This is a genomic window from Amycolatopsis sp. NPDC051903 (assembly GCF_044452505.1).
Classification (GTDB): Bacteria; Actinomycetota; Actinomycetes; order Mycobacteriales; family Pseudonocardiaceae; genus Amycolatopsis.
Genome location: NZ_JBITBT010000006.1, coordinates 160,555 through 184,855 on the forward strand (window position 1 = coordinate 160,555; position 24,301 = coordinate 184,855).

A 24,301-nucleotide genomic window follows, 5' to 3' on the forward strand; every position below is an offset into this window, starting at 1 on the left:
GGCGCCCCCCGGGCGGGGGGGCCGGGGCGGGGGCCCGACGGCCGGGGCGCCCCCCCCCCCCCCCCGGGGGGGGCCCCCCCCCGGCGGGGGCCGGCCCCCCCCCCCCCCCCACGACTACGTCGGCAACGTCTCCACCACCGCGTTCTCCACCGACGACAGCCTCGCCGCGGCCGCCACGACGTGCCAGGCCGGCGACAAGTCGACCTACTACTGGCCCGTGCTGCGCCTCCCGCGCGGCGACGCGCACCAGACCGTGTTCGGCCGGATCCTCGTGCCGGACTCGGTCCTCATCGAGTACCAGGGCAGCCCGGTCACCAACGTCGTGCCGATGCCCCGCTTCCTGCGCGCCAACACGGGCAACCCGCACGGTTACACCCAGGGCGGCGTCGCCACCGACCACGTGCAGTGGACGTGCTCCGGCTCGCGCGACCACGTCGGGCGCCAGTACCCGCGCTGCCCCGCCGGCCAGCAGGTCGTGCGGCTGTTCGACTTCCCGAGCTGCTGGAACGGGCGCACCACCGACAGCGCCAACCACAAGTCGCACCTGCTCTTCCCGGCGCCGAACGGCGCGTGCCAGGCCGGCACGTTCGCCGTGCCGCGGCTGCACCTGGAGATCTCGTACACGGTCCCGGCGGGCGCGGAGTACGCGATCGACTCGTTCCCCGAAGAGCTCAACAACCCCGTGTCCGACCACGCCGACTTCATCGACGTCATGCCCGACTCGTTGATGGAGCAGGTCGTCGACTGCGTGAACGGCGGGAAGCGCTGCACCGCCTGACTGTGGCGTCGGTCACGGTTCGGTATCCGCTGAACTGACTCCCGCTCGCCATCCGTGTGCCCCTCGTGGAGGTGAGGAGTTCCCGCGCCCGCGGGACTCGGGAGGGTGGTAGCGGATGGCCGGGTTGAGGACCCGTCATCGCCAGCAGGTCGCCGACGAGGCGCTCGTGCGCTCGCTGTTCGAGGAGCACGGCAAGGCGATGCTGGCGTACGCCACGAGGCTGCTCGGTGATCGGGCAGCGGCGGAGGACGTCGTGCAGGAGGCGCTGGTGCGAGCGTGGCGGCACCCCGACAGCCTGGTCAACGGCAAGGGCTCGGTGCGCGGCTGGTTGCTGACCGTCGTGCGCAACCTCGTCACGGACAAGGTCCGGGCGCGGGCCGCGCGGCCGACGGAAGTGGCCGAGTCGCCGACGACGGTGCCGGTGTCGAGGGACCACTCGGACCAGGTCGTGGACTCGATGGTTGTGCTGGCCGCGCTCGACGACCTGTCCGCGGAGCACCGCGAGGTGCTGGAACACGTGTACCTGCACGGCAGAACGGTCGGGGAGACCGCGGAAAGACTGGGGATTCCCCCGGGCACGGTGAAGTCGCGCTCGTACTACGGGCTGCGGGCTTTGCGTGAACAGTTCCGGGCGCAGCGACTCGGAGTGGGGGCAGCTTGATGAGCACTTCGCACAGCCACCGGTTCGACCTCGAGGCCTACGTGGCCGGTGAGGCGGGCCCAGCCGACCAGCGGGACGTCGAGCAGCACCTGACGACCTGCGCGGAGTGCCGGGAGGAGGTGGAGTCATTGCGTGAGATGCAGGAGTTCCTCGGGGCGTTGCCGCCCGAAGCGCTGCTCGACGGGCCGCCGGACGACGCGGACCTGCTGCTGCAGCGCACCCTGCGGCAGGTCCGGACGGAATCGGCGGGGGCGCGCGGGCGGGGCCGGATCCTCGCCGCGTCGGCGGCCGTCGTGGTCGCCGCGGCGGCGCTGGGTGCGGGCGTGCTCGTCGGGAAGTCCGGCGGTGGTGAGTCCGGCCCGGCCGTCGCCGCGCCGCCGGTGTCCGCGCCGGCCACCGTGGCACCCGGGACCCGCTTCGTGACGGGGGAGTCCGCTTCGGGGGCGCGCCTCACCGTGGGCGTCACGCCCGCGGTCGGCTGGATCCGGCTGAACGCGTCGGTCACCGGCGTGCCGTCGGGCGAGAAGTGCCGGCTCGTGGTCGTCGGCAAGGACGGCAGCCGCGAGATCGCCGGCAACTGGCTGGTGTCGGACAAGGCCGCGGCCGACGGCGTGAACCTCGACGGTTCGGCGCTGGTCGATCCGGGCAACGTGGCGTCGGTGGTCGTGGAGAACACCGACGGGCACCAGTTCGTGTCGGCCTCGCTGTAGTTCCTTGTTCCTCGGGCGCTGCCCGTTCGTCCAGTGTGGACCGGACGAACGGGCAGCGCCTTTTTTGCGTGCGGCTCGCCGGCCGATCGTCCAAGGTGGACCGGCCGATCGGGCGCTGCTTCGGTGTGCTCAGCAAGCATTTCCTGGTTGTGACCGGCGTCACTGATCTTCGGTGAACCCTCACGGGGACCACACCCGTGTACCGGTCGTCAAAGGCTCGCCGCTCCGGCAGCCGGCTTTCACAGGGAGAAACCCGAAATGATGCGTACTCGAGTTGCGATGCTCGCTGCCCTCGTGGCAACGGGTGTGGCGGCCTTGACCGCGTGCGGAGGCGGCAGCACCGCCGGCACGCCGAGCGCCGCTCCGGCCGGAGGCGCCGACTCGGCTTCTTCGATCAACTTCCTGACCGGCACTGCCCAGCAGAACGGCGCGCCGCAGAACACCGGCGACTTCGCCGACCCGGCCGACACCGACGCCGCCGAGCAGTGGGTGGAGCTTGACGCCGGCTCGGCGGGTGACCTGAACCCGGTGGTGCTGAACGGAAAGGGCTTCCTGCTCTACCGCTTCGACAAGGACAGCCCGAAGCCGCCGACGTCCAACTGCAACGGTGACTGCGCCAAGAAGTGGCCGCCGGTCACGGTGAAGCCGGGCGGCAAGGTTTTCCTGAACGGCGTCGACCAGAAGGACGTCGGTTTCCTCAAGCGCCAGGACGGTTCGCTGCAGGTGACCATCGGCAACTGGGCCGTCTACCGCTTCAGCGGCGACGCCCAGCCGGGCGACACCAAGGGTCAGGGCGTGCAGGGCACCTGGTTCGGCGTGACGCCGGAGGGTGGCAAGGCGCAGGCGTCCACGGAGGGCACGGACCCGACGACCGGCGTCCAGTACAAGACCGGTACCGCCAAGGAGAACGGCGCCGACCTGACCCAGGGCGACGACTACAAGGGCCCGCGCACCGACGACGCCGCGATGAAGTGGATCCAGCTCACCCGCGGTTCGGCCGGCGGCCTCAACCCGATCGTCCACGACGGGGCCGGCATGACGATCTACCGCTTCGACAACGACAAGCCGAAGCCGCCGACGTCCAACTGCAACGGTGACTGCGCGGTGAAGTGGCCGCCGCTGCTCGTGAAGCCGGGCACGCGCATCTTCGTCAACGGTGTGCCCGCCGCCAAGATCGGCATCGTCACCCGCGCCGACGGCTCCCGCCAGGTGACCCTGAACGGCTGGCCGCTCTACCGCTTCAGCGGCGACAAGAACCCGGGCGACATCAACGGTGAAGGCGTCGGCGGCACCTGGTTCGCCGTCTCCCCGACCGGTGGCAAGGTCCTGCCGAAGGGTGGCACGCCCGCTCCGTCGAGCACCCCGCCGGCTTCCTCGACCACCACCCCGCCGTCGTCGACCACCCCGCCCGGCGGCGTGACCCTGGGCAACGGCAGCGCGATCCTCGACAGCGGCGTCAACTTCGCCGAGCCGAAGGGCTCGTTCGGGGTGGCCGGTCCCGGCTGCGTCGCGAACCCGCAGCCTTCGCTGGTCTCTTCCATCCAGCTCAGCGGCGGCCCGGTGAAGCTCTGGAAGGGCCCGAACTGCACCGGCCAGTCGATGGTCATCACCGCGAGCGTGCCGGACCTGAGCAAGATCGGTTTCGACAAGCAGGTCACCTCCATCCGCTTCGGCGACAAGTGAGGTAACCACCAGGCGAAGAGCCGGCGTGTGCACCGACGGGGGGTGCACACACCGGCTCTTCTTTTTATGCGATGCGGTTCGCGGCGAGGGCTCGTTTGTCCACTTTGCCCACCGGGGTGAGGGGGAGGCGGCCGGTGAAGTCCACTGAGGACGGCACGAAGTGCTCACCGCCCAGTTCGCCGCGGACGTGGTCCTTGAGGTCTTCCGCCGTCGTGGGTGCGGCCGTGGTGACCACCGCGTGCACCAGCTCGCCCTCGCCGCCCGGGCCGGGCACGGCGAACACGGCGGCCGCGGTGACTTCGGGGTGGGTGAGCAGCGCGTGCTCGACCGTGGTGGACGCGACCTTGGTGCCGTGTTCGCCGGTGATGATCACGTCGTCTTTGCGGTCGTGCAGGTAGAGGTAGCCGTCTTCGTCGAAGTGCCCGAGGTCGCCGGTGCGCAGCCAGCCGTCGCGGATCGGTGCTTCGCCGAGGTAACCGTCCATCATGGACAGACCGCGCACCAGGACCTCGTCGTCCTCGATCTTGGCCTCCATGCCGGGAACGATCCGGCCCACGGACCCGAGCCGCTCGGGCCGTCCTTCGAGCTCCCGCGCGGAAATGCTGGCGATCATCGGCGCTTCCGTGAGCCCGTACCCCTGCCCGACGACGGGCCCGAACACCTCCAACGCCTGCGCCAACCTCCGCGGCGGCAGCGGCGCGGCTCCGAGGGAGAGGCTCCGGACGCTGGACACGTCGGTGGTGTCGAGCCGCGAGCTGTCCAGCACCGCCGCGAGCCGCGGCGGCGTCAGGGAGAGCGCCGTGACCCGGTGGGTCTGGATGTCGTCGAGCAGCCCCTCGGCGTCGAACTGCCTGCGCAGCACCACGGTGTTCCCGCACAGCAGCGCCCCGAGCACCGCCGCGTTCCCCGTCATGTGCGTGAGCGGCGCGGTGACGAGCACGGTCTGCGTGCCGTCGAGCCGGAAGATGTGCGCCATGCCGTCGTAAATGCCGCTGTGGCGGATCAGCTTGGGCTCCCCGGTGGTCCCGCCGGTGGGGAAGATCGCGGTGACCCCTTCGGGTCGTTCGTCTACTGTGGACGGTGGCTGCCGCGCCAGCTCGTCGAGTTTCCCGTCCGTGATCAGCTTCGCCCCGGTCCTCGCCAGTGCCGCCTCCCGCGCCGGCCTGCTGGCGGACGCCGCCACCAGCAACACCGGGAGGTTCCTGGCCTGCGCGGCCAGCTGGGCGAGCACCACCTCGGGCCGGTTGGGCGCGTCGATCGCGATGGTCCCCGTGCCGCCGCCGAGCCCGGTGTGGATGCGCTTGAGCGTCTCGGCCGCCTCGGCGTAGGTGGTGGTGCGCCCGTCGTGGTGGAAGAGGACGGTGTCGCCGCCGTTGTCGAGCGCGGCCAGGATGCGGTCGAGGAAGAAGCTCACTTGCGCACGGTAGCTCGCGGGAGTCCGCGGTGCTTTGCGCCGGCCTCGCCTTCGGTCGGTGCGTCCCTCTGGCCGGGACCGTCTCACCGCTCCACCCCACCGCGGCGGTTCGGCCTGAGCCTCTCGTGGTGCCCGTCCTGTGAGGTGCCACCAGTTGTCGGCCCTCGCGTTCGCCTGGCTGGCGGGGAGCCCGCCCTGCGAATAACTCCGCTCCGCCTGCCTCGCTCAAAATGCCTTGTCGCTCGCCGGGAGCAGAGCCCCGCGCTCCATCCGGGGAAAGTTCCCCGGCCCTCGACCGGGAGACAGGCCCCCGCCCTCCCTTGGCAGGGTTCCGGGTTCTCCTTCACGGTGAACACGTAGTAGGCGCCGCGAGTGTGCAGGGAGCGGGCGTGTGCGGCGCTGGTGTGGAGCGGTGGTGTGCAGGGCGTCGGCGGTGACCACCCGCCCGGCCAGATCGATCGTGTCCAGACGCCGAGGAAACCCGCTGGTCTCGCTGCTGCCGGCCGGAACCTGGCGTTGCCCGGCCACGATGGCGTCGTCGTGGGTGAGCGCGGCGGGTACATGCGCTCCGGCGCCGCCGGTGCGGGCGAACGTGCCCCGCAGGGACTTCCTGTCCACCGCGATCGCTTGCGGCACAGTGCCAGGGCCGCGTTCGGCGGGATCCTGCCCAGCCGGCCAGCGACTGATCGCGTCGTCGAGAGCGTCACCGTTGATCCGCCCGCCCACCCGGCGCACGGTCGCCTCGCCCGGTGCCGCACACCGGCCCCGCCGCGGATCGAACCGGGTTCCCCGGCAGCGCCAGCACCTGCGGCAAGGCATCCGCGGCCCACTCCCCGATCGCGGCGAAGGACCGTGCTCCGGCCGCCACCGCCACCGCGGCCAACGCCAGGATCGGCCCGACCCGGTGTCGCACACCACGCCGATGCCGCGGATCAGGGACCCGATCCAGAAACTCACGCAGGCCAGCAACCCCGCCCGAATCCCCCTCAACACCGATGAGCGGGGCCAGACGATCAAACACGGCAGGGATCACGCAACGATGAGACAGCGGGCACGGCACTCACACGATCATGGGACTTCGACAATCACATGATCAACACAGACCACGCCCGCCCTGCAACCAGCCCCACCAGACATGCCCCCGCCCTCCCGAGGGGGCGTCCCCAAGTCCATCCTACCGGCGCCCACCGACAAAACCTTGGTGAAGCCAATTTCGACGCCGAGTTGTCCACAACTTGGGCTCGCTGTGGACAACGTCTGCTGAGGTGGCCGGAACGGACAACGGCCACAGCTTGGCGACGGAATCTTGGCGCAGAACAACGCCTCTCGCAGCCGATCTCACCAGTTCGGTCTCGCCTCATCCGGTGTAACAGCTGGCCTTGCGGGCTAGACAGTGAGATCCGCCGCAGTGCGGCGTAGAAGCGGTGCATCGTCTCCGCGGAGACGGGGGATTTCCGGCAGCCCGGTTGATTGGAGCCGAGGCTGTCGCCAACCCCGCGAGCTCAGCTCACCCGCTCGCTTCCCGTCCCATCCGGTGCAACAACCGACCCTGCGCCCCCGACAGCGACATCCCCCGCGGTTCCGCGAAAAAGCGATGCGTCGTTTCCACAGAACCCGGCGTTTCCGGCAACCCAGCGTAAATGGCGTCAAGATTGTCGCCAATCCAACCCACCAGCTCGGCGTCCAGCACCTCATCCCCGCCCACCGCCCGAGCCAGATCCCACGTGTGGATCACGACGTCCGCAGTCCGCACCGCCAGAGCCTGCGCCCCGCGGATGCGCCCCAACGGATAGTCGACAACGCGATCCAAAGCGCCCGGCGACTCGAAAGCCGCCATTGCGGAGCGGACCGAAGCAGCGAAAGCGGAAACCGCATCGCAGCCGAGCGCATCGGCATCCCGCAGCCGGACGAAGTCCGCCGCCGAGCCGCCGTGCAGGAGGGCGGCGTAGTTGAAATTGCCGCGCACCACGTGGTTCACCAAGGCGCGAACGGTCCACTCGCTGCACGGCGTGGGCGCGGTCCACTGGTCCGGACGAACCGCCCGCAACCGGCGGTCGAAATCGGCGCAAGAGCGGTGGAAGTAGGCGAGCACAGGAACGGAGTCAACCCCACAACAGGGGCTACCACTGGCGGATTCCGGACAACCACCCTCGCGTCGGCCGGAAAGTGCCCGCCCGTGGGTCGAGGCGTTACCGTGGAGGCCACTGGAGGGAGCCCCGATGAAACGTGTGAGGCGGACCGCCCTGGTGCTGGCCACGGTGGTCGCGGCAGCCACCGCCACGGCGGCGGTGCCCGGCACGGCCGGCGCGAAACAGCTCACGCCCAGGCAGCTGGCCGGTCAGCGGGTGATCTACTCGTATCCCGGCCTGACGCCACCCGACGCGTTGCTGCAGCGCATCCGCGCGGGCGAGGCCGGGGGCGTGATCTTCTTCGGGGAGAACATCTCGTCGAGCAGTCAGATCGCGGGCGTCGTGAACCAGCTGCGAGCCGCGGCGGACCAGAGTCCCGTGCGTGAGCCGCTGCTGCTGATGACGGACCAGGAAGGCGGCAAGGTCCGCCGGCTGCCGGGTGAGCCGACGCTGTCGGAAAAGCAGGTCGGGCTCGCGGCGGATCCGGAGGCCGCGGCGAAGGCGGCCGGCACGGGCGCGGGGAACAACCTCGCGGGGGTTGGCATGAACGTCAACCTCGCGCCGGTGCTCGACGTCTACCGCGAGGCCGGCAACTTCATCGACGAGTACGGCCGCTCGTACTCCGATGACCCCGCGAAGGTGGCCACGCTGGGCCGCGACGCCATCGCCGCGCAGCAGGCCACGGGCGTCGCGGCGACGGCGAAGCACTTTCCCGGTCTCGGGGCGGTGCCGGCGGGGAGCAACACGGACCTCGCACCCGTCACGCTGAACCTTTCGCGCGACGAACTCCGCGCCACGGACGAAGCGCCGTACGCGAAGACGGCCGCCAAGCTCGTGATGCTGTCCTGGGCCACGTACCCGGCGCTCGACCCGAAGAACCCCGCCGGCCTCTCGCCCGCGGTCGTGCAGCAGGAGCTGCGGGGACGCGACGGCTTCCGCGGTGTCACGATCACCGACGCGCTCGAGGCCGGCGCCCTGCAGAACTTCGGCGACACCGGCAACCGCGCGGTGCTCGCGGCGAAAGCGGGTGTCGACCTGATCCTCGCGTCGGGCCGGGACGTCAGCCAGGGTGACGCGGCCGCCGACGCCCTCACCGCCGCGCTCGGCAAGGGGCAGCTGCCGGACTTCACGGCGTCGGTTCAGCGGATTTCGGTTCTGCGGAAGGGGTTGAGCTGAACCGGCGCAGGCTCGGCGTCGTCACCGCGACGGCGGCCACCGCGGCCACGCACAGCAGGCCGCCGCTGACCAGTGACACCAGCGCGGACGTCGGCGCCGCCACCAGGCCCGCGCGCAGGTTGCCGAGGTCGGGCCCGGCCTGACCGACGATCTGCTCCGCAGCGGACACCCGCCCGAGCATCGCGTTCGGCGTGTGCAGCTGGATCACCGTGCTGCGCGAGACCACCGACAGGGTGTCGGCCGCGCCCGCCACCACCAGAAAACCCAGGCCCAGCCACGGGTTCGGCATCAGCCCGAACAGCGCCAGCGCGACGCCCCACGTGGCCGAGCCCACCAGCATCACCACCCCGGGCCGCGGCAGGCGCGTGAACGCGCCGGAGAACACGGACGCGGCGACCCCACCCACGGCGATCGCGGTGAGGAACAACCCGAGCGTGCGCGGGCTGCCGTCGAAGCGTTCGGCGTTGACGAGCGGGAAGAGGCTGATCGGCATGGACAGGACCATCGCGGCGAGGTCGGTCAGCAGCGCGCCGCGCACGGCGGCGTTGCGGACGAGGAACCCGAGCCCGTCGGCGATCCCGCGCAGGCCAGGGCGCGCGCCCTCGCCGTCGGGCAGCATCGCCGGCAGGCCGAACGCGCCGTAGAACGCGCAGGCGAACGTCACCGCGTCGATCGCGTAGCAGCCGGTGACGCCGAGCCAGCCGATCACGAGTCCGCCGAGCGCGGGACCGGCCAGCATGCAGGCCTGGAACGAGATCCGGTTCAGCGCGAGCCCGGCCGCGAGCTGTTCGCGCGGCAGCAGGCGCGGGATGAACGTCCGCGACGCCGGTGCGCTGCCCGCCACGAAACACGACTGCACGGCGAGGATCGCCAGCACCGCGCCCACGGGGAACCCCGCCACCGCGCTCTGCACCACCAACAGCCCCGAGCACCCGGCCTGCCCCACGACCGTGATGAAGGTAGAACCGCCGCCGGTCCGTCCGGTCGACCAGCGAACCCGCGAACAGGCCGAACACCACGATCGGCAGCGCCTGCGCCAGCCCGACGGCGCCGGTCCAGATCGTGCTGCCCGTGCGCTCCCACACCTGGTAGAGCACCGCGACGAGCGTCAGCTGCCCACCGAGGCCGGAAAAGCTGCGCCCGATCCAGAACCGCCGGAACTGCGGCGACTCGCGCAGCGGCGAGACGTCGAGCAGGTGCGCCCTCATCGCCACGAGGGGTCGTCGGCGAGCTTCTCCGCGATCCGGTCGTGGAAGCTCTTGCGCGCCAAGGCTTCCTCGATGTCGACGACCGCCTGGCTCAGCGCGTACGGGATCTCCGCTTCCAGGTCCGCCAGCGCCGCTTCGGTCGCGCGCCACTCGGCCGCGAGCTGCTCGACGATCTCCTCGGCCTTGGGCGTGAGCACCACCTTCTTGCTGCGCGCGTCGTCGCCGGTGGTGGTCGTGACGAGCCCGGCCTTCCGCATCGCGGCCACCTTCTGGCTCAACGCCGAGTGCGTGCGCTCGACCGACTGGGCCAGTTCGGTGATCGTCATGGGCCCGCGCGCGTGCAGGCGCAGGAGCTCCATGACGAAGGTCGGCTTGAGGCCCTCGATGCCGCGTTCGGTGTAGAGGCGGCCGATGTCGTCGTCCATCGCGTTCTGCAGGAGGCGCAGCGGCCGCCACCGGCTCTGCTCGGTCGGGTCGGTGAACTCAGGCATGCGAGCAAGTGTAACAGGACTTATATAAGTACTGTCACGATTGGGCTGTTCGCGTGAAAGTGTTCCGGTGAACGGTGATCGTCGCCGGGCCGCGACGAAATCGTTGCGAGCCAACGGGAAATTCGGTTCGTGAACCAGGTTCGGATTTTGCTCATGCGGGTACTTTCCCCGCGCTGGTAACGATTTCTCGTCGCCGACGGCCGAGGAGGCTGCATGCCCCACGAGCTCGGGTTCACTCGCCGGGCGGTGTTCGCGGCGGCGTTCGCGGGACTGGTCGCCACCGCGTGCGGGGCCCAGCCGCGGCGGGTACCCGTCGCTGCCCCGCCCCCGCCGCCGCCCCCGGTGACCCCGACGCCGACGTCCCCACCGCCTCCGCCGCCGAACGCGCTGGCCACGAGCTTGCTCGTCGGCTTCTGCGGGGCGCCGCACGCGAAAGCGCTCGGTGCGATGACCGGGGATCTCGCGGCGGCGGGGCGTGAGCTCGTGCGACAGGCCGCGACGTTCCCGAAGGACCGGCCGGTGACGCCCGTCGTCGAGCTGATCGCGACGGCCGCCCACCGCACACCCGGTCCCGACGGTCTGTACCGCACGCGAGCCACCGACGCGACGATCGAGCAGTACCTCGCCGAGGCGCGGGCGCTGAAAGGCGTGCTGCTGCTCAACATCCAGCCCGGTCGCGCCGACTTCCTGCCCGAGGTCCAGGCGTACGAGCGGTGGCTGGGGGAGCCCGACGTCGGCGTCGCGCTCGACCCGGAGTGGGCCGTCGAACCCGGCGTGGTGCCGGGGGAGAAGTTCGGCCGCACCACCGGCGGCGAACTCGACGGCGTCGCCGCGTACCTCGCCGGGCTCGCGAACGAGCAGCGGCTGCCGGACAAGATCATGGTGTACCACCAGGTCGCGGCGTCGATCGTCCGCGACGAGGCCGACCTGCGCGCGCACCCGGGCGTGTCGGTGGTGAAGGTCGTCGACGGCATCGGCAGCGCGGGTGCGAAGAAGGCGACCTGGCGCACGCTCGTGGCCGGCAAACCGGCGCACGTCCTGGCGGGCTTCAAGCTGTTCTTCGACGAAGACACCCGCCACGGCGCCACGCTGATGACCCCGGACGAGGTCCTGACGCTGACGCCGAAACCCGCTTACGTCGTGTACGAGTGAGCTCGCCCGATCCGGGTGACACCCACGAGTGTGGTGATCCGGTCGGGGCCGGGCGAACCGGGCACTCTTGCCTGCGACCCTCCACGACGGGAGCTCGCATGCACGCCTGGTGGCCCCTCGCCACGGGCGCCGCGGTGTTCGCGGTGCTCGCTCTGCTGCACCTGCGCCGCTCGGCGCTTTCCCAGGCCGTCGCCGAGCGCGAGGAGCCCGGCACCGTCGCACCGGTGAAGCGCCGCGCCCGCCACCGCGCCGACGAAGCCGATCCGCTCGCGCGTTACCCCGTCGCGCGGCAGCGACCGGTGCCGAACGCGCTGATCACCGCTGCCGGCGACGAGACGCCCACGCAACCGTTTGCCCTGCCCCAGCCCCGCCCGCGCGAGCCGGTGCGCGAGGCGTGGCCCACCGCCGCGCCACCACGGCCGACCCCGGCGCGCCGCGGGCGCAAGCGCACCGGCAAGATCATCACCGACCCGGTCTGGCCGGGTCCTCCGGCTTCCCGCTCCCGTCCGGCGGTTCCCGATCCGTCCGGACGGGGCCGGAAGCGCCGAAGGCAAGACTCCGGTAATGAAGAACACTCCGACGATTGACGACGGCCGCGCCCGGGTAAGTAACCGGGTGAGCCCGTCGTTGTGGTCCCCTCCCCCCACCTCTACGGCGGCGGGCACGGGCCGGGCCCCGCGGGCGACCGCGCGGCCCGGCCCTGCTTCACCCGGAAACGTCCGATTCGGTCCGATTCAGTCCGTTGTGGACGGAACGGCCGGTTCGCCGGGGCAGCTGCCCGTGGCGGTCCGGCCGGTGCTGAAGAACTCCACCGCCTTCGCGCCGCAGGCCACGAGGTCGAGCGAGCCGTGCGCGCCGTTGTCGACGGTCAGGAGGTCCCCGCCGATGCGGCGGTGCATCTCCTGGGCCCAGAACAGCGGTGTGGTCAGTTCGGTGCGGTGGCCCACCAGTTGCAACGCGCTCGTGCCGCGGGTGAGGTGCCACGGCTGCTTCGGCAGCGGCCAGCCCGCGCACCAGTGGGCGTAGCCGGCCTGACCGTTGAACAGGGGCGACGCCGCCTTGCGCTCCTGATCCGCACGCCACATCCGCGCCTCGCCCGGGTCGGCGCCCTGGTCGTTGCACAGCACGGAGACCTGCATCAGCAAACCGGCGTACGGGGTGCCGCGCAGGCCGAAGGAGCTGTACTCCGGCTCGTCGCCGAGCAGCGGCGGCGGGTTGCCGTCACGGGCCGCGGTGAGCGTGTCGGCCATCGCGGGCCAGTGGGCCTGCTGGTAGGTCAGCACGGTGCGCAAGTTGGCGCCCGCAAAGGTCGCGGGCTTGCCGTCGGGCGTCGTGATCTGCAGCGGGTGCGCGTCCAGGCGGGCGGCCAGCGCGGTAGCCGCCGCGCGGACCTGCGCGGCGGAGGTGCCGAGGTGGTACTGGCCGTCGCGGGCGGCCAGCCAGCCCGCGAACCGGTCGAAGTTCGCTTCCGCGGCCCGGATCGGGCCGTCGTTCATCGTGCGGAGGCTGAAGTCCGGCGGCATCACGGAGTCGAGCAGCATCCGGTCGACGTGCGAGTCGTAGCGGCTGCGGTAGACGGCGCCGAGCGCGGTGCCCCACGAAACGCCGTAGTAGCTGATCTTCGGCTCGCCCAGCGCGATGCGGATCTGGTCGAGGTCCCGCGCGACGACGTCGGTGGAGAGGTTCGCGACGAACTCGGGGTCGTAGGAGGTGCAGCGCGCGTTCTGCTTCGCCGTCTGCTCGTAGCCCTGCCGGTACTGCTCCGCGGGCGACGCGTGCGGGTCCGGATCCGGCCCGTCCTCCGGCGCGCGATCGCACTCCACGCCACCGCTGAAACCGACGCCGCGCGGGTCGAAGCCCACGACGTCGTGGTCGGCGTTCATCCCCGCCACGGTGGTCTGGCTCAGCGTCAGTGGCAGGGACAGCCCGGAGTTGCCCGGACCGCCGGGGTTCACCACGATCGTGCCTTGACGCTTCTCGGGCGAGGTCGCCTTGATCCGGCTGACCATGAGGTCGAGGTGCCGGCCGTCGGGGTGGGCGTAGTCGACCGGGACGGACACCCGGGTGCACTCGCTGCGCGTGTCGTGCTGGTCCCACTCCTGGGAAAGCGTGCGGCAGGGGAACCAGGACAGCGCGGCGGGCGCGGGAGTGGCCGCGACGAGCGCGGGCAACGCGACGGCGACCGCGAGCAGCGGGGCGAGCTTCTTCATGGCGCTCATCGTTTCGGCTGCCGCGCCCCGCTCGCCTCGGACGATCGGGTCGTCGGGTCGGCCGATCGGCTGATCTTCGTGCCGGGGGCGCTCCGGCGGCCGGGGTAGCCTGGGCTCCGGTTCGCGCGGAACCGAGCGGGAACCGTTGCCGGCGAAAGGGAATCGATGCTGCCGCTGTCCGGAATCACCGTGGTGTCCCTCGAACAGGCGGTGGCGGCGCCGTTCGCGACGCGGCAGCTCGCCGACCTCGGCGCACGGGTGATCAAGGTCGAGCGGCCGGGTTCCGGGGACTTCGCGCGGTCGTACGACACCACCGTGCGCGGGCTGTCGAGCCACTTCGTGTGGCTCAACCGCAACAAGGAGTCGTTCGCGCTGGACCTGAAGCAGCCGGCGCAGCGGCGGGTGCTGGGGGAGCTGCTGGCGCGCGCGGACGTGTTCGTGCAGAACCTGGCACCGGGCGCCGCGGAACGGCTCGGGCTCGGGCCGGACGAGCTGCTCGCGCAGCACCCGCGGCTGATCGTGTGCGGGATCTCCGGCTACGGCACCGACGGGCCGTACCGCGACAAGAAGGCCTACGACCTGTTGGTGCAGTGCGAAACCGGCGTGCCCGCGCTCACCGGCACGCCCGACGAGCCGGCCAAGACGGGCATCCCCGTCGCCGACCTCGCCGGCGGGATGTACGCCTACAGCGGGGTGCTCTCGGCCCTGTTCGAGCGCGAACGCACCGGCCGGGGCCAGGCGTTCGAGGTGTCGCTGTTCGACGCGCTCACCGAATGGGTCGGCTTTCCGCTGTACTACACCGTCTACGGCGGCACGCAACCCGCGCGAACGGGACTTTCGCACGCCGCCATCGCGCCCTACGGGCCGTACGCGTGCGGCGACGGCGAGACGATCTTCCTCGCGGTGCAGAACGACCGCGAATGGCGGCGGTTGTGCGCGGACGTCCTCGGCCGTCCGGAGGTGGCGACGCACGAGTCGTTCGCCACCAACGACGCGCGTTCGGCCAACCGGGACGAACTGCGCGTGGTGATCGAGGAGGCCTTCGCGCCGTTGGATTCCGCGACGGTGCTGGCGCGGCTGGACGCCGCTTCGATCGCCAACGCCCGGCTGCGCGGCATCGCCCAGCTGGCCGAGCACCCGCAGCTGGCCGAACGCGGGCGGTGGGGCGAGGTCGGCTCGCCGGCGGGCCCGTTGCGGGCGCTGGTCCCGCCCGTCACGGTCGCCGGGCGCACCCCGCGGTTCGACCCGATTCCCGACGTGGGCGAGCACAACACGGCGCTGCTCGCCGAACTCGGGTACGAAGAACTGCCCACGGACTGAGTTCGCCGGCCCGTTTCTGTCGGTGGCGGCTGCGATGCTGCCGGCATGTCTCCGGTACTGCTGCTGATCGACGTCCAGCACAACATGCTCCGCCCGCCCGAACCCGTGCCCGCGGCCGAACCCGTGTCGGCCGCGATCGCCGCCGTCCTGGCCCGGGCGCGCGACGCCGGTGCCCAGGTCGTGCACGTCCGCAACAACGGTTCCGCCGACGATCCGGACGCCCCGGGCACCCCGGGCTGGGCGTTGATCCACGAGGTGCTGCCGGGTGAGCAGGTGGTGGACAAGACCGCGCCGGACTCCTTCGCCGGCACGCCCTTGGCGACCGTGCTGCCCGCCGGCGCACCGCTCGTGGTGGCGGGTCTGCAGAGCGATTTCTGCGTCCGGGCGACGACGCTGGCGGCACTGAAGCGCGGGCACCCGGTGACGTTGGTGACCGACGCGCACGCCACCTACGACGGCGAGGTCCCGGCCGCCGAGGAATCGGCGCGGGTTTCGGCGGAACTCGCCGAAGCGGGCGCGAGCCTGGAGCCGAGCGAGGTGGTGCGCTTCGCGTGACGGAAAACGGGTGATCGACGTCGGCGGCTGGTCGGGTAAAACGGGCCCGGCGCACCCTCCGCTGCTTGCCGCCGGAACCGGCTGAGGGCGAGCCGGCCACCCGATCCACCTCACACCGCCACCCGCCGCGGCGGCGCGTAGCATAAGTCATCAGACGATGACATCGACTGATGACCGGGGTGTGCCTGATGTCCGTGCTGTCCGGAACCCGAACCAGGCCGAGCCGGGTTCGCGGGCTCGTGCCGACGCTCGTGTTCCTGGGCTTGGTCGTCGCGGTGGTCAGCAGCCTCGGCGCGCCGCTGATCCCGGCCGTGGCCGAGGTGCACCACGTGGCGCTGGTGGACGCGCAGTGGTCGTTGACCGTCACGCTCGTGGTCGGGGCCATGGTCACGCCCGTGATGGGACGGCTGGGTGACGGCTCGGCGCGGCGCACCGTGATCCTGGCCGGGCTGGCGCTCGTCGTCCTCGGATGCGTGCTGGCAGCCCTGCCGCTCGGCTTCGCGGCGCTGCTCGCGGGGCGTGCGGTGCAAGGGGCCGGCTTGGGGCTGACGCCGCTGACGATCGCGACAGCGCGCGACGCGCTGGAACCCGCGAAGGCGCGCCCGACGATGGCGATGCTCTCGATCACGACCGTGGCGGGCGTGGGGCTGGGCTACCCGGTCACGGGGCTGGTGGCGGAGTTCGGCGGGCTGCCCGCGGCGTATTGGTTCGGGGCCGCCGTGGCCGCGGTGGCGCTCGTCGCGGCGATCCGGGTGGTGCCACACGCTCGGCACCTGAAGCGGGCGCGGCTCGACGTGCCGGGCGCCGTGCTCCTCGGCGCGGGGCTGGGCGCGTTGCTGCTGGTCATCAGCAAGGGTGAGGAGTGGGGCTGGTTCTCGGGCGCCGCGCTCGCCACGGTCGTGATCGCCGTTGCGGCGCTCGTGACCTGGGTGTGGCACGAGCGGCGCAGCAGTCACCCGCTCGTCGACTTGCGGCTGCTGCGGTTCCCGGGTGTGCTGGCGGCCGACGTCGCGGCGCTGCTGTCGGGCACGGGGATGTACCTGCTGGTCTCGCTGATCGTCCAGTTCGTGCAGACGCCGCCGGCGGCGGGCGGGCTCGGTGGGTCCGTGGTCGTCGCGGGGCTGGTGCTGCTGCCGTTCTCGATCGGCAGCCTGCTGGCCGGCCGCATCGCGCCGCTGTTCATCCGGCGCGGCCGGACGGGTGTCCTGATCCCCGGGGCGGCCGTCCTCGCGCTGGTGAGCGTCGGCGTGTTCGGGTTCGTGCGGCACGACTACGCGGTGCTCGCGGTGGTGATGACGGTGACGGGTCTGTCCGTCGGCACGGTCTTCGCCGTGATGCCCGGCATGATCACCCGCGCGACACCGCCGCACGAGACCGGCAGCGCGATGAGCTTCAACCAGGTCCTGCGCTACGTCGGCTACGCCACCGGCAGCGCGTTGAGCGCCGCGATCCTGGCCGCGCACACGCCCGCCGGGCAGCGCTACCCCGAAACTTCCGGGTACGCGATCGCGGCGTTCGCCGGAGTGGCGGTGTGGCTTCTCACCGGCGTTTTCGGCATCCTGCTCCCCGGCCGGACAACGCCGCCGCAGCAGGCCGAGCCGACGGGCGCGGCGGAGCAGGTGCTCGTGGACGAAAGCGTCGCGGACGGGCTCCCCGGCGACGAAGACGAAGGAGCGCGTGGATGACGGACACACCGCGCCGCCGCGACGCCGGGCGCACCCGGGCCGCCCTGCTGAAGGCCGCGGCCGAACTGTTCGCCGAACGCGGCTTCGCGCAGGCCACGATCCGCGACATCGGCGAACGCGCGGGCGTCGATTCCGCGATGATCGCGCGCTACTTCGGCGGCAAAGCGCAGCTGTACGTCGCGGTGCTGCACGAGGAGCAGGGTCCCGACGACCCACCCGACCTGCTCGACACCGACCGGCTGCGCGACCTCGTGGGACGCGCCGTCCGCCAGGGCCCCGGCCCGCTGTACCACTCGGCGCTGCACGCGCACGACGATCCGCAGGCCGACGAGTACTCCCGCACCGAACTGCACCGCCGCATCGTCACGCCGCTGGCCGGGCGCCTGACGGCCGAAGGCGTCGACCGGCCGCAGGCGCGCGCCGAACTGCTCACCGCCGCGGTCGTCGGTGTCCTCATCGGCCGGTCGTCGGGGGCGCTCCCGGCGCTGACGGCCCTCGACGCCGACACGCTGACCACGCTGCTCACGCAGGTCCTGTCCTCTATGGAGTGATCAGGGAACCCGAAGTGCCCGTGCGCACCCGAACCCGTTTCGGGGGTGAGCCGTCCTGGGTAGTGAGGAGGCGGCGAAGAGGTCGCCCACGAGTCGGGGAGTGGATCTTTCATGCGGGGAAGCACGATCGGGCAAGGCGTGGCGGGCATCGCGGCGGTGTTCGCGCTGACGGCTTGCTCGGGCGGGGGCACGGCGGGGGCGCAGCAACCGTCGAGTGATCTGGTCGCGAACAGCTCGACGTCGGCGGCGCCCACCGCGACCTCGTCGCCGAGCAGCCAGCCGAGCGCGGAGCCGGGCAAGCAGCAGCACACCGGGACCACGCCGGCTTCCGTTTCCGCGTCCGGGTTCCACGCGGAGCTGACGATCCAGCAGGCGGGTCTGGGCCTGCTGGCGCTCGAGAACACCGGCAAGAGCCCGGTGACGATCAAGGGCTGGCCGCAGCTGCAGTTCCTCGCGGCGGACGACTCGCAGCTCAAGGTGCCGACGCAGAACGTCGAAATCCCCGGCCCGGGCCCGTCCATCACGCTGCGCCCCGGCACCAACGCCTTCGCCGGCGTGAAGTGGGAAACCGGCGACAAGGGCAACCCGAGCACGTTCGTCGCCACCACGCTCAAGCTCGTCCCCCCGCACGGCAGCGGGTCCACTGTGGTCGACGTGATCGGCACGGACGGGAAGAAGGTCGGCTACCCGGAGTTCGACGTGACCTCGGTCAAGGTCGGCACGCTGCAGCCGTCCACCCAGGGGGTCACGGTGTTCTGAGCGGACGCGACCGGCGCGGCTCCCTCGGGGCCGCGCCGGTTGTCTGTCCTCAATGGATGATGAATAGCCGGCTGGGTGTTCGCGCCGGCCGGTGAGAAATGCCCACGTCAGCCGGGCACCGGGTGAATTCCTTGCGCCGTGCGGGATGTCGTGCCCACCGTCGTGCCTCATCGTCCCTTCGCGACGGTGACCTGCGTCGCACCTGTGAGCCCGCCCGACCGGATCGGGAAGGCTGGGTGCCGAGAGCGATGACGCGGGAAAGGCGAACAGCGGATGACCCCCTTCGAAACGGCGGCGTCGGAGTCCCTCAGCCCGGCGGAGGTGGCCGGGCTCGCGCGGCGCGTCGCCGGTCCGGTGGTGCTGCCCGGCGACGCGGGTTTCGAAGCCGAGTGCGCGACCTTCAACTTGCTGACGGCAGTGCGCCCGGCCGTCGCGGTCGGCGCGACGAGCGTCGCGGACGTGCGGGAAGTCGTGCGGTTCGCGGCCGACCGGGACCTGCCGATCGCGGTGCTCGCCACCGGGCACCAGGTCGTGAACCCGGCCCGCGGCGCGGTGCTGCTGACGCTGTCCCGGATGGACGCCGTGGAGGTCGACCCGGTCGCCGGGGTCGCCCGCGTCGAGGGCGGCGCGCGGTGGGACCGCGTGCTGGAAGAGGCCGGCCGGTTCGGCCTCGCGGGGGCCAGTGGCGCGTCGACCACCGTCGGCGTCGTCGGCTACCACCTGGGCGGCGGGCAGAGCCCCGTCCTCGGCCGGAAGTACGGCTACGCGGCCGACCACGTGCGCTCCTTCGGCCTTGTCACCGCCGACGGCGCCCTGCGCGAGGTCAGGGAGTCTTCGGAACCCGACCTCTTCTGGGCCCTGCGCGGGGGCAAGGGCAACTTCGGTGTGGTCACGTCGATGGAGTTCGCGCTGTTCCCCGTGAAGACCTTCTACGGCGGCGGTCTCTTCTTCGCGGGCACCCACGCGGCAACGGTGCTGCACACGTGGCGCGAATGGGTCACTTCGCTGCCGGTGGAGATGACGTCGTCGATCGCGTTCCTGCGGCGTCCGCCCCTGCCTTCCGTGCCGGAGCCGCTGCGCGGCACTTTCGTGGTCCACCTGCGGTTCTCGTCTCTCGGCACCGCGGTTGACGCGGAAGCCGTGCTCGCGCCGCTGCGTGCGCTGGCGCCGACCGTGCTCGACACGATCGACGAAACTCCGTACCGCGAGGCCGAACACCTCCACCTGGACCCGCCGGTGCCCGTCCCGTGGGTCGAGCGCAGCACCGCGCTGCGCTCGTTCCCCGCCGAAGCCGCCGACGTGCTGCTCGCGGCCCTCGGCCCGGACTCGGGCACGGCGCTGGGCTTCACGGAGCTGCGGGCGCTCGGCGGCGCGCTGGCCGAGGAGCCGGCCGTGCCCAGCGCCGTTGCCGGTCGAAGCGCGCGGTGGGCCGTCGTGGGCTCGGGCGCGGGCAGTCCCGACCGCGTGCCGGAGTTCCGGGCGCAGCTGGCTTCGCTCGTCGAAGCGCTGGCCCCGTGGGCCCAGGACGAGCTGAACGCCAACCTGCTGACCGCCGCCCAGGGCACCACACCCGCCGAGGTTCGCGCGGCGTACGGCGCCGAACGCTACGACCGCCTCGCCGAGCTCAAGCGGCGCTACGACCCGCACAACCTGTTCCGCGTCAACCACAACATCGCGCCGGCACCGCGCTGACGGCTCTCGCGGCAAGCCGTGCGCACCACAGAACGAAGGCCCCGGATCGAGTGATCCGGGGCCTTCGTTCTGTGGTGGGCGATACTGGGATCGAACCAGTGACCTCTTCGGTGTGAACGAAGCGCTCTCCCCCTGAGCTAATCGCCCGCCGGGTGAGTCCACATCGGACTCCGTGCGCGATACTGGGATTGAACCAGTGACCTCTTCCGTGTCAGGGAAGCGCTCTCCCGCTGAGCTAATCGCGCGGTGCGAGAAGCCAGCTTAGCGAACCCCGTCCACCCCGTGCCGCGGGGTCCGGGTTTGCGCCCGCACCCGGCATGAGCTGCGCGAACCAGGTCGGCAAGGCCTCGGCCAGGTGATAACTATCAGTGATAGTCACTGAAGATGACAAAATCTGCTAACGTTTGCAGTCGACCACCCGGCAGCCACACGGAAGGGTTCGGTGAACGCGGTGCTGGACGTCATCCACCACGAGGGCCACGACCCGGCGATGCGGAGCCCCTACGTGCCCGCGATCCGGCCCGGGCGCGGCGGGTTCGTGTTCCTGTCCGGGCTGACCGCGGCGCCGCCGTACCACGACCACCCGCACGTGCCGGAGGTGTTCGAGGCCATCCCGCCCGGCGCGGGGGAGCAGATGGAGCTGCTGCTGGCGAACCTCGACCGCACGCTCGCCTCAGCCGGGTGCGGGCGCGCCGACCTCGTGAACCTGATCCGGTTCTTCACCGACGTCGAGCGCGACCAGGACGTGGTCAACGGCCTGCAGGCCGAGTGGTTCGGCGGCCACGTGCCCACGAGCACGTCGGTCGAGGTCGCCCGGCTCGCGACGGACCCGCAGCTGCGGATCGAGATCCAGGCCGTCGCGTTCCGCGGCGAGGGGTGAGGCCGTGCCGGAAGATCCGAAGGTCGTCGCGACCACGACGTGCGCGGCGGTCTCAACGCAAGACCCGCCGGTGGACGGCGCTCGGCCGGGCGGCGGGCGCGGCTGGGTGTCCGTCGCCGCCGTCGCGCTCGGGGCGTTCGTCATCATCACCACGGAGACGCTGCCGGTGGGCCTGCTGCCGGACATCGCCGCCGGTCTCGGTGTTTCGCTCGGGCTCGCCGGGTTGCTGGTGCTCGTGCCGGGCCTCAGCGCCGCCGCGGCGGCGCCGCTGTTCTTCCTCGGGGCCGGGCGGTTCGACCGGCGCACGGTGATCCTCGCGCTGGGGCTGCTGGTGCTGGCGTCCAACGCGATCGTCGCCGTGGCCCCGAACTTCGCGGTGGTCCTGCTCGCGCGGGTGCTGCTCGGCGCGGCGGTTGGCGCGTTCTGGACCGTCGTGACACCAGTCGGGCCGAAGCTCGTCGGGCCGGCCGGGGGCACGCGCGCCATCTCGATCATCGCGGCGGGCGTGTCCGGCGGCACGGTGGTCGGGCTGCCGGCTGGACAGTTCTTCGGGACGCTGCTGGGCTGGCGCGTCACGTTCGCTGCCGCGGGCGGCGCGGCGCTGTTGATCGTGCTCGCGCAGGCGCTGCTGCTGCCGCGGATCGCGCCGGACGGCCGCTCGCACCTTCGTGACCTCACCGGCGCCGTGAAGCGGCCCATGGCGCGCTTCGGGCTCGTGGCGAGCGCGGTGGCGTTCATCGGGCAGTTCGCCGCGTCGACCTACATCACGCCGTTCCTGCTCGACCACGCCCACCTCTCCGGTGGCGCGGTCACGGTGCTGTTCCTCGTCTACGGCTGTGGCGGCATCGCCGGTTCGCTCTTCGGCGGTTCCCTGCTCACCCGCGGGGTCATCACGACGTTCGCCGGCGCCGCGACGGCCGTGGCCGCGCTGCTCGTCGGGCTCGCCTGCGCGGGCACGCTGTCCTGGCTGGTCGGCGCGCTCGTGGTCGGGTGGGGCCTGGTCTGGGGGATCGTGCCGCTCGCCGCCCAGGTCTGGCTGCTCGACGCGGTGCCCGAGACGCCCGAGGCCGCGTCGGCGGCGAACGTGACGAACCTGCAGCTCTCGCTCGCCGCCGGGTCGGCGCTCGGCGGTGTGCTCGTCGACTCGACGACGCTGCCGGTCGTTTTCCTCACCGCCGGCGCGACGGTGTTCGCCGCCGCGGTGATCGCCGTCGTGGCCGGCCGGACGGGGCAGCTCGGTCGGCGCTGACCGGCCGCGCCGTCGGCGGCCGGGGTCAGGCGCGCACGGTCTTCAGCGCCCGTGTCCAGGTTTCCAGCTGGTCGAACAGCGTGGTCGCAGCGTCGTCGTGCTGCGCGGCGGGGGTGAACTGGGAGAAGTTCTCGAAGTCGGTGAACAGGGAGAACGACAGCTGCTGGCGCACGTGCGCCATCTGGAGCTCGCTGCAGATGGCGCGCAGGTGCTCGATGGCGCGGGCGCCGCCGAGGGAGCCATAGGACACGAAGGCCGCGGCTTTGTTGTTCCACTCGCCGTAGAGGTAGTCGATGGCGTTCTTCAGCACCGCCGAGGTCGAGTGGTTGTACTCGGGGGTCACGAAGATGAAGCCGTCGTAGGAGGCGATCTTCGCGGCCCACGCTTTGGTGTGCTCGCCGGCGTACTGGCCCAGGCTCGGCGGCATCGCCTCGTCCAGGTGCGGCAGCGGGAACTCGGCGAGGTCGACGAGTTCGTAGTCGGCGTCCGCGCGGCCCTTGGCCTTCTCGAAGACCCAGTCGGCCACCTGCTTGCCGTTGCGGCCGGGCCGGGTGCTGCCGAGGATGACGGCGATCTTCAGGTCACTCACGGGGCTGGTTCCTTTCAGGGACCGGAAAGTCGATCACTTGAACGTTCATCTCGAACGTAACCGCGATGACTTGAACATTCAAGTCATGTGACGAAGTCGGCCGGAACTTGAAACTTCAAGTGATCCGCTAGACTCGTCCGCATGACCCAGGCCCCGCGCTGGCTCGACGAGGACGAGCTGCGAACGTGGCGCACGTTCATGCTGATGGCGCTCGAGCTGCCGACCGCGCTGGAGCGGCAGCTGCACGACGACGCCCAGCTCAGCTTCGTGGAGTACTACGTGCTGGCCGGGCTGTCGGAGGCACCGAAGCGCCGCATGCGGCTGAGCGAGCTGGCCGTGCTCACGAACTCCGAGCTCTCCCGCATGTCGCACCTGATCAACCGCCTCGAAAAGCGCGGTTTCGTCCACCGCGAGCCCGACCCCGAGGACGGCCGCTACACTCACGCCGTCCTCACCGAAGCCGGCTACGCCCACGTGCTCGAGTCCGCGCCCGGTCACGTCGAGCGCGTGCGGGAACTCGTCTTCGACGTCCTCACGCCGGCCGAGTTGCGCTCCCTGCGCCGGATCTCCGAGAAGATCACCAAGGGCATCGGGAACCTAGAGTGAAGCCAGCAGTGCCAGCCGTTCCTGCGCCGGTGAGCCCGGTTCGGCGCTGAAGAGCAGCACTTGCTGCCCGTGCTCGTCGGGGAGGTCGAACGCCTCCTCGGCCAGGTTCAGCCGGCCCACGAGCGGGTGGTCGAATTCGCGCGGCCCGTGCCGCGGGCCCGGAGCCGGACGCTCCGCCCAGATCCGCGCGAAGTCGCGGCTGGCGATGCTCAGCTCACCCACCAGCCCGGCGAGCAGGGGGTCGGCGCAGGCGCCGTCGCGCAGCCGAGCCGAGACCCGGCGCGCCTGGGCTTCCCAATCGACGACGAGGTCGCGCGCGGCCGCGTCGAGGAACAGCTGCCGGACGAGGTTCACCGGACGGCCGCGTTCGAACCCGAACAGCGCGTGGGCGAGGTCGTTCGCCGCCAGCAGGTCGCCGCGCCGGCCGACGACGAGCACCGCCTGGTCCGTGGTGCGCGCCACCAGCCGTCGCACGGGCTCGCGCACGTGCTCGGGTTCCGGCTCCGCTCGTTCGGCGGCTTCGGGCCGCGCCAGCCGGAGCAGGAGGTGCTGGTCGGCGTCGTCGAGTTGCAGCGCGCGGGCGATCGCGTCGAGCATCGAAGCGGACGGGTGTTCGTTCTCGCCGCGCTCGATCCGCGTGTAGGCGGTCACGCTCATCCCGGCCAGCAGGGCGACGTCCTCGCGCCGGAGGCCGTGGGTCCGGGACCGCAGGAATTCGCCCAGTGCGGTGTTGCGCTGCTCGGTCATACCGTGATTTTCGGGGTGTCCCAGGCGATCCGCCGTCCCACGCCGTGGGTACCCAC

Annotated in this window: 24 protein-coding genes, 2 tRNA genes and 1 pseudogene; 16 read left to right on the plus strand and 11 right to left on the minus strand. The window is 71.6% G+C overall.

The genetic code is table 11. The features are described from left to right. From ACIA77_RS17000 to ACIA77_RS17015, 4 genes are all read left to right on the plus strand, one after another. A partial coding sequence (locus tag ACIA77_RS17000) for a DUF1996 domain-containing protein (protein WP_395886816.1) occupies nucleotides 1–778 on the plus strand: 778 nt, incomplete at its 5' end. Between the two features lie 115 nt (nucleotides 779–893). After that, nucleotides 894–1,439, plus strand: coding sequence for a sigma-70 family RNA polymerase sigma factor (locus ACIA77_RS17005; protein WP_395886817.1), 546 nt, complete (start codon nucleotides 894–896; stop codon nucleotides 1,437–1,439). Beyond that, complete coding sequence (locus ACIA77_RS17010; protein ID WP_395886818.1) at nucleotides 1,439–2,149, plus strand: anti-sigma factor family protein; 711 nt, start codon at nucleotides 1,439–1,441, stop codon at nucleotides 2,147–2,149. Before ACIA77_RS17005 ends, ACIA77_RS17010 begins: the two co-directional genes overlap by 1 nt. A gap of 279 nt (nucleotides 2,150–2,428) precedes the next feature. Continuing rightward, nucleotides 2,429–3,832 carry a hypothetical protein gene (locus ACIA77_RS17015; protein ID WP_395886819.1) on the plus strand — a complete coding sequence of 468 codons (1,404 nt, stop codon included), beginning with the start codon at nucleotides 2,429–2,431 and terminating at the stop codon, nucleotides 3,830–3,832. A gap of 64 nt (nucleotides 3,833–3,896) precedes the next feature. On the opposite strand, the gene ACIA77_RS17020 is transcribed toward ACIA77_RS17015, so the two are convergent. The 3 genes from ACIA77_RS17020 to ACIA77_RS17030 all read right to left on the minus strand — a co-directional run bounded on the left by ACIA77_RS17020 (nucleotide 3,897) and on the right by ACIA77_RS17030 (nucleotide 7,338). Next, entirely contained in the window at nucleotides 3,897–5,246 is a 1,350-nt protein-coding gene (locus ACIA77_RS17020; RefSeq protein ID WP_395886820.1) for a class I adenylate-forming enzyme family protein, read from the minus strand. A gap of 703 nt (nucleotides 5,247–5,949) precedes the next feature. Then, nucleotides 5,950–6,306: a transposase family protein gene (locus tag ACIA77_RS17025; RefSeq protein WP_395886821.1), complete on the minus strand. Its 357-nt coding sequence runs from the start codon at nucleotides 6,304–6,306 to the stop codon at nucleotides 5,950–5,952. Between the two features lie 447 nt (nucleotides 6,307–6,753). Next, entirely contained in the window at nucleotides 6,754–7,338 is a 585-nt protein-coding gene (locus tag ACIA77_RS17030) for a TIGR03086 family metal-binding protein (RefSeq protein ID WP_395886822.1), read from the minus strand. A gap of 127 nt (nucleotides 7,339–7,465) precedes the next feature. Between ACIA77_RS17030 and ACIA77_RS17035 the strand changes: the two genes are divergently transcribed. Then, a complete protein-coding gene (locus ACIA77_RS17035; protein WP_395886823.1) occupies nucleotides 7,466–8,551 on the plus strand; it encodes a glycoside hydrolase family 3 N-terminal domain-containing protein in 1,086 nt (361 codons plus the stop codon). On the opposite strand, the gene ACIA77_RS17040 is transcribed toward ACIA77_RS17035, so the two are convergent. From ACIA77_RS17040 to ACIA77_RS17050, 3 genes and pseudogenes are all read right to left on the minus strand, one after another. Continuing rightward, nucleotides 8,502–9,497, minus strand: coding sequence for an MFS transporter (locus tag ACIA77_RS17040; RefSeq protein ID WP_395886824.1), 996 nt, complete (start codon nucleotides 9,495–9,497; stop codon nucleotides 8,502–8,504). The genes ACIA77_RS17035 and ACIA77_RS17040 overlap by 50 nt on opposite strands. A 70-nt stretch (nucleotides 9,498–9,567) precedes the next feature. After that, nucleotides 9,568–9,759, minus strand: a pseudogene (locus ACIA77_RS17045) (MFS transporter); the annotation flags it as partial. Beyond that, a complete protein-coding gene (locus ACIA77_RS17050; protein WP_395886825.1) occupies nucleotides 9,756–10,250 on the minus strand; it encodes a MarR family winged helix-turn-helix transcriptional regulator in 495 nt (164 codons plus the stop codon). The gene ACIA77_RS17050 and the pseudogene ACIA77_RS17045, both read right to left, overlap by 4 nt. 213 nt (nucleotides 10,251–10,463) lie before the next feature. Here ACIA77_RS17050 and ACIA77_RS17055 point away from each other — a divergent pair, with 213 nt between their 5' ends. Beyond that, nucleotides 10,464–11,402 carry a hypothetical protein gene (locus ACIA77_RS17055; RefSeq protein ID WP_395886826.1) on the plus strand — a complete coding sequence of 313 codons (939 nt, stop codon included), beginning with the start codon at nucleotides 10,464–10,466 and terminating at the stop codon, nucleotides 11,400–11,402. 98 nt (nucleotides 11,403–11,500) lie between these two features. Beyond that, nucleotides 11,501–11,989, plus strand: a complete 489-nt coding sequence (locus ACIA77_RS17060; RefSeq protein ID WP_395886827.1) for a hypothetical protein — start codon at nucleotides 11,501–11,503, stop codon at nucleotides 11,987–11,989. A 147-nt stretch (nucleotides 11,990–12,136) separates the two neighbouring features. Here the strand turns inward: ACIA77_RS17060 and ACIA77_RS17065 are convergent, their stop codons facing one another. After that, complete coding sequence (locus ACIA77_RS17065; protein WP_395886828.1) at nucleotides 12,137–13,612, minus strand: alpha/beta fold hydrolase; 1,476 nt, start codon at nucleotides 13,610–13,612, stop codon at nucleotides 12,137–12,139. Between the two features lie 165 nt (nucleotides 13,613–13,777). Here ACIA77_RS17065 and ACIA77_RS17070 point away from each other — a divergent pair, with 165 nt between their 5' ends. The 6 genes from ACIA77_RS17070 (at nucleotide 13,778) to ACIA77_RS17095 (ending at nucleotide 20,174) form a co-directional block, all read left to right on the plus strand. Beyond that, complete coding sequence (locus ACIA77_RS17070; RefSeq protein WP_395886829.1) at nucleotides 13,778–14,932, plus strand: CaiB/BaiF CoA transferase family protein; 1,155 nt, start codon at nucleotides 13,778–13,780, stop codon at nucleotides 14,930–14,932. A 45-nt stretch (nucleotides 14,933–14,977) separates the two neighbouring features. Then, nucleotides 14,978–15,487 carry an isochorismatase family protein gene (locus ACIA77_RS17075; protein ID WP_395886830.1) on the plus strand — a complete coding sequence of 170 codons (510 nt, stop codon included), beginning with the start codon at nucleotides 14,978–14,980 and terminating at the stop codon, nucleotides 15,485–15,487. A 170-nt stretch (nucleotides 15,488–15,657) separates the two neighbouring features. Beyond that, a complete protein-coding gene (locus ACIA77_RS17080; RefSeq protein ID WP_395886831.1) occupies nucleotides 15,658–17,172 on the plus strand; it encodes an MFS transporter in 1,515 nt (504 codons plus the stop codon). After that, nucleotides 17,169–17,723 (plus strand): TetR/AcrR family transcriptional regulator, encoded by a 555-nt coding sequence (locus ACIA77_RS17085; RefSeq protein WP_395886832.1) that lies wholly within the window; start codon nucleotides 17,169–17,171, stop codon nucleotides 17,721–17,723. The genes ACIA77_RS17080 and ACIA77_RS17085 overlap by 4 nt, the downstream gene beginning before the upstream one ends. A 111-nt stretch (nucleotides 17,724–17,834) precedes the next feature. Beyond that, on the plus strand, nucleotides 17,835–18,482 hold the full coding sequence (locus ACIA77_RS17090; protein WP_395886833.1) for a DUF4232 domain-containing protein: 648 nt from the start codon (nucleotides 17,835–17,837) through the stop codon (nucleotides 18,480–18,482). Nucleotides 18,483–18,755: 273 nt separating this feature from the next. Then, nucleotides 18,756–20,174 (plus strand): FAD-binding oxidoreductase, encoded by a 1,419-nt coding sequence (locus ACIA77_RS17095; RefSeq protein ID WP_395886834.1) that lies wholly within the window; start codon nucleotides 18,756–18,758, stop codon nucleotides 20,172–20,174. A gap of 72 nt (nucleotides 20,175–20,246) precedes the next feature. On the opposite strand, the gene ACIA77_RS17100 is transcribed toward ACIA77_RS17095, so the two are convergent. Then, nucleotides 20,247–20,321, minus strand: a tRNA-Val gene (locus ACIA77_RS17100). 26 nt (nucleotides 20,322–20,347) lie between these two features. Then, nucleotides 20,348–20,419: transfer RNA gene (locus tag ACIA77_RS17105), tRNA-Val, on the minus strand. A 197-nt stretch (nucleotides 20,420–20,616) separates the two neighbouring features. On the opposite strand from ACIA77_RS17105, the gene ACIA77_RS17110 reads away from it, so the two are divergent. Next, nucleotides 20,617–21,054, plus strand: coding sequence for a RidA family protein (locus tag ACIA77_RS17110; RefSeq protein ID WP_395886835.1), 438 nt, complete (start codon nucleotides 20,617–20,619; stop codon nucleotides 21,052–21,054). A 4-nt stretch (nucleotides 21,055–21,058) separates the two neighbouring features. Further along, nucleotides 21,059–22,303, plus strand: a complete 1,245-nt coding sequence (locus ACIA77_RS17115) for an MFS transporter (protein ID WP_395886836.1) — start codon at nucleotides 21,059–21,061, stop codon at nucleotides 22,301–22,303. Nucleotides 22,304–22,328: 25 nt separating this feature from the next. Here ACIA77_RS17115 and ACIA77_RS17120 read toward each other — a convergent pair whose 3' ends face one another. Then, a complete protein-coding gene (locus tag ACIA77_RS17120; RefSeq protein WP_395886837.1) occupies nucleotides 22,329–22,892 on the minus strand; it encodes an NADPH-dependent FMN reductase in 564 nt (187 codons plus the stop codon). Between the two features lie 141 nt (nucleotides 22,893–23,033). Here ACIA77_RS17120 and ACIA77_RS17125 point away from each other — a divergent pair, with 141 nt between their 5' ends. Continuing rightward, complete coding sequence (locus ACIA77_RS17125; protein WP_395886838.1) at nucleotides 23,034–23,498, plus strand: MarR family winged helix-turn-helix transcriptional regulator; 465 nt, start codon at nucleotides 23,034–23,036, stop codon at nucleotides 23,496–23,498. Here ACIA77_RS17125 and ACIA77_RS17130 read toward each other — a convergent pair. Continuing rightward, nucleotides 23,490–24,245: a helix-turn-helix domain-containing protein gene (locus tag ACIA77_RS17130; protein WP_395886839.1), complete on the minus strand. Its 756-nt coding sequence runs from the start codon at nucleotides 24,243–24,245 to the stop codon at nucleotides 23,490–23,492. The two genes, ACIA77_RS17125 and ACIA77_RS17130, sit on opposite strands and share 9 nt — an antisense overlap. Nucleotides 24,246–24,301 lie beyond the last annotated feature (56 nt).

Excerpts from the sequence above, each read along its gene's own strand:
- ACIA77_RS17125 (WP_395886838.1), top strand. The coding sequence starts at position 23,034 with ATGACCCAGGCCCCGCGCTGGCTCGACGAGGACGAGCTGCGAACGTGG.
- ACIA77_RS17095 (WP_395886834.1), top strand. The coding sequence starts at position 18,756 with ATGACCCCCTTCGAAACGGCGGCGTCGGAGTCCCTCAGCCCGGCGGAG.
- ACIA77_RS17130 (WP_395886839.1), bottom strand. The coding sequence starts at position 24,245 with ATGACCGAGCAGCGCAACACCGCACTGGGCGAATTCCTGCGGTCCCGG.
- ACIA77_RS17015 (WP_395886819.1), top strand. The coding sequence starts at position 2,429 with ATGCTCGCTGCCCTCGTGGCAACGGGTGTGGCGGCCTTGACCGCGTGC.
- ACIA77_RS17090 (WP_395886833.1), top strand. The coding sequence starts at position 17,835 with ATGCGGGGAAGCACGATCGGGCAAGGCGTGGCGGGCATCGCGGCGGTG.
- ACIA77_RS17010 (WP_395886818.1), top strand. The coding sequence starts at position 1,439 with ATGAGCACTTCGCACAGCCACCGGTTCGACCTCGAGGCCTACGTGGCC.
- ACIA77_RS17055 (WP_395886826.1), top strand. The coding sequence starts at position 10,464 with ATGCCCCACGAGCTCGGGTTCACTCGCCGGGCGGTGTTCGCGGCGGCG.
- ACIA77_RS17035 (WP_395886823.1), top strand. The coding sequence starts at position 7,466 with ATGAAACGTGTGAGGCGGACCGCCCTGGTGCTGGCCACGGTGGTCGCG.
- ACIA77_RS17070 (WP_395886829.1), top strand. The coding sequence starts at position 13,778 with ATGCTGCCGCTGTCCGGAATCACCGTGGTGTCCCTCGAACAGGCGGTG.
- ACIA77_RS17005 (WP_395886817.1), top strand. The coding sequence starts at position 894 with ATGGCCGGGTTGAGGACCCGTCATCGCCAGCAGGTCGCCGACGAGGCG.
- ACIA77_RS17085 (WP_395886832.1), top strand. The coding sequence starts at position 17,169 with ATGACGGACACACCGCGCCGCCGCGACGCCGGGCGCACCCGGGCCGCC.
- ACIA77_RS17060 (WP_395886827.1), top strand. The coding sequence starts at position 11,501 with ATGCACGCCTGGTGGCCCCTCGCCACGGGCGCCGCGGTGTTCGCGGTG.
- ACIA77_RS17075 (WP_395886830.1), top strand. The coding sequence starts at position 14,978 with ATGTCTCCGGTACTGCTGCTGATCGACGTCCAGCACAACATGCTCCGC.
- ACIA77_RS17050 (WP_395886825.1), bottom strand. The coding sequence starts at position 10,250 with ATGCCTGAGTTCACCGACCCGACCGAGCAGAGCCGGTGGCGGCCGCTG.
- ACIA77_RS17065 (WP_395886828.1), bottom strand. The coding sequence starts at position 13,612 with ATGAAGAAGCTCGCCCCGCTGCTCGCGGTCGCCGTCGCGTTGCCCGCG.
- ACIA77_RS17080 (WP_395886831.1), top strand. The coding sequence starts at position 15,658 with ATGACCGGGGTGTGCCTGATGTCCGTGCTGTCCGGAACCCGAACCAGG.